This window comes from uncultured Acetobacterium sp. (assembly GCF_927416815.1).
Taxonomy (GTDB): domain Bacteria; phylum Bacillota; class Clostridia; order Eubacteriales; family Eubacteriaceae; genus Acetobacterium.
On record NZ_CAKMJU010000099.1, the window covers coordinates 1 to 3809 of the forward strand.

Here is a 3809-nt window from a genome sequence, read left to right on the forward strand (position 1 = left end):
GCGTCGCAAGGAGAACAAGAATTGTCCTTCGCTAATCATTCTATAATGATATTTAGCCTTAGGATATCTCAATTAACAATAAAAAATAAATATGTTTAGACCCGTAAAGTAATGGTTCTAAACATATTATACGAGGAGAAACACGATGAACAAGAAAAAAGGTTTGCTCGTCAAAATGCTGCTATCGATCGGTTTGCCGGTTGCGATTATCTTTGCGGTTGTCGCAGGCATATCCCTTTATGTCGTCAATCAGTCAATCACCAGAATCACCGTGGATGAATTATCAGCCCGGTCGCAGGCGGTTTCCAATGAAGTCGAAGGTTATCTAAACCGTTATATCGAGATTGCCAGCCAGATGGCTACCAATCCCGAAATTGAAAAACTGCTGGAAAAAACTACGCCCGGGATAGTTATTACAACGGTTGATACCTTTCCGCTAGTGAAGCAGGCAATGGATAATGTCAAAGCCACCGACCCAGAAAACATCAGTGTTTCCTGGATTGCCGATTTTGATTCCAGCCAGTTTACTCAGTCCGATGGCGCCTCATCTGATGCAAGCTATGACATCACATCGCGACAGTGGTATAAAGATCTCCAAGAAAAGAAAACGGCCTTTATTACCGAACCCTATGAAGATGCTGTGACCAAACAAATGATTGTCAGTGTTGTTGCCCCGGTATTTAGGCAGGGTAGCCAGGAAATGATTGGCGCGACCTGCTTGGATGTTTCTATTGATCAGATCAAACAGATCGTTGCTGACAATCAAATCGGTGAATCGGGATTCTTCGTCGTTGCCACTAACGGCGGCCTGGTCTTTGATCATCCCAATCCCGATTTTAACAACGGACCGCTAAGCGATACCGATCTGTCCGAAAATATTATTACTGCCCTGACCGATAAAACCACCGGCCCGATTACCTATGCTTCCGCCGGCACCCAAAGCCAGGGTTATGTCACCGAGATCGGTGATACCGGCTGGGTTCTGGCCTCTGGTTTACCGATGGCCGAATTCAACCAATCCTTTGCCACCATTCAGACGATGATGCTGGTGATCTTCGGATTGGGCCTGGTTGTCATCGTTGGACTAATCATTATTTCCACCCGCAGCTTTATCCGACCAATTACCCGGTTGGCTGAAGCGGCCGATCATCTGGCACTGGGAGCCGTCGATATTGACTACGCTATGGCCGATGACGCCAAACAGGATGAAATTGGTGAATTGACCAAATCCTTTGTCAATATGGCTGAAAATATCCGTGATCAGGCCGAAGCTGCTCAAAATATGGCACTGGGAGATTTATCCCTTGATATTCAGCCCAAATCGGAGGGTGATGTTTTAGGTAATAGTATGGTTTCGATCAAAAATGCCATTGGTAGTCTGGTTTCCGATACCATCATGCTGTCAGATTCAGCGATCCGCGGTGATTTTACCAAGCGGGCTGAGGTCAGCAATCATGCTGGCGACTATGCCAAGGTTATTTCTGGTATCAACCAAACTCTTGATACTGTTGTTGACAATATGTTCTGGTATGAAGCTATTATTGATGGTATCCCCTTCCCAGTTCACGTCACGGATATGAATATGAAGTGGACCTTTATGAACCGCGCCTTTGAAGATTTGATGATCAAGAACGGCGTTATTGAAGACCGGGTTTCCGCCTGTGGCATGGATTGTTACAATGCCGGCGCTAATATTTGTCAGACCGAAGGGTGCGGCATCCGGCGATTGGTGGATCAGGGTCTGGCTGACTCCTATTTTGAATGGGTAGGGCGAAACAACAAACAGGATACTGCCTACCTTAAGAATAAAAAAGGCGAGAATATTGGCTTCGTAGAAATCGTCACCGATTTAACCCCAATTATTCGGGTTAGCGATTATACCAATACCGAAGTCTCCCGCTTAGGGGATAACCTGATGCGCCTGGCTCAGGGAAATCTGGACTTTGATATGAATATCAGCGACGCTGATGAATATACCAGCGAGGTAGCCACTCAGTTTAACGAAATTAGCCAGAGTTTATCTGCCGTTAAAGCCTCGATTGGCGAGATGATCGATGGTGCTACGATGATCACCACTGCGGTGATTGAGGGTAATCTAAAGACCCGCGCCGATGCCAGTAATTTCCAGGGTGCCTGGGCGGAACTGGTCGGTGGCATGAATGCCATCCTGGATGAAATCAACAAGCCACTGGGAGAGGTGATGGTGGTGATGGAAGCCATCTCAAACGGAAACCTTCAGACCCGGATCAGCGGTGATTATAAGGGCGATGTAGATATCTTAAAACAATCCGTCAATACCACCGCCAGCCGTTTGGAAGTGGTTGTCCGTGAAATTACCGAAAAAATTGAACAATTATCCCAAGGTAATTTGGATATTGAAAATGCTCGCGAATTCCGGGGCGATTTTATCACCATCTCAAACGCCATTAATGTGATCATTGAGTCGCTAAACACGGTCATGAGCGACATCAATGTCGCCGCTGAGCAGGTAGCCTCCGGGTCCGGCCAGGTTTCAGCCGGAAGTCAGTCGCTGGCTCAAGGCTCCACCGAACAGGCCAGCTCGGTTCAAGAATTAACGGCTTCAATTGCAGAAATTGCTGATCAAACCAAAAACAATGCCGTAGATGCCAACAAAGCCCGGGAATTAGCCGATACGGTTAAGGATCATGCGGCCAAGGGTAACGCTCAGATGTCGCAGATGCAAAATTCAATGGTCGCAATCAATCAGTCATCCAATGATATTTCCAAAATTATTAAGGTCATTGATGACATTGCCTTCCAGACCAATATTCTAGCTCTTAATGCTGCTGTCGAAGCGGCTCGGGCCGGTCAGCATGGCAAGGGCTTTGCCGTTGTCGCCGAGGAAGTGCGCAGCCTGGCTGCCCGTAGCGCCGAGGCCGCTAAAGAAACCACGGCTTTAATTGAAGGCTCGATCGACAACGTTCAGGATGGAACAAAAATCGCCGATGATACCGCTGCTGCTTTGGACGACATTGTTGCTGGTATTGAGAAGGTCACTACCCTAATTGCCAATATTGCCATTGCCTCCAATGAACAGGCCACAGGGATTGCCCAAATTGATACCGGGGTGGAACAGGTTGCTCAAGTCATCCAGCAAAATTCTGCCACCGCCGAAGAAAGCGCTGCTTCTAGCGAAGAGCTTTCGGGACAGGCTGAACTGCTTAAACAACTGGTTGATACCTTTAAACTGCGCAGCAGCCGCAAATCAAATCAAGCTTCGGCAGCTGCACCAATAAAAGTCGAAGAAATACCAAGACCAGCTCCTGAACCAAGTATTGACCTGGGTGATATGGATAACGATAAGTACTAACCTCACCCATTTCTTCATCAAAACAGGCGCCATAACAGGCGTCTGTTTGTTTAAAATCATTCATCTGGCACGGCCAGATAATGACTTATTCTGTATTTAGAAATAAATCAAGCAAGACGACTGTTTTGCTTAACCTGTATGCATTTATGTCGATATATGAATATGAGGGTAATCGATTGCTGTGACGATAATCTGGATCTTTGTTGGTGTGAGTATTTGCGGTATTTCCCTTTATAGCAGTATTTTTATTGTAGCTATATTTATCTTTATCGTAAGTAGAAAAACAAAACCATCCGTTTAATCCTGACATGCATTTATCATTATATGTACCATTTAGAAAGCAATCTGGTAATATGTCAAGCGGTTATTTTTTAATGACAGAAACAAAAGATTGAGAAAGGGGTAACTTTAATAAACCCTGGTGTTTTCAAGAAAAAAACAGGTAAAAGAAAAAAGTATTTAGTTGATGTCAGCAACT

General features: G+C 45.5%; 1 protein-coding gene. It reads left to right on the plus strand.

Annotated elements, in window-relative coordinates; translation table 11 throughout:
• Nucleotides 1-145 precede the first annotated feature (145 nt).
• Nucleotides 146-3331, plus strand: coding sequence for a methyl-accepting chemotaxis protein (locus QZ998_RS13155; protein ID WP_296561288.1), 3186 nt, complete (start codon nt 146-148; stop codon nt 3329-3331).
• The last annotated feature ends 478 nt before the right edge of the window (nt 3332-3809 follow it).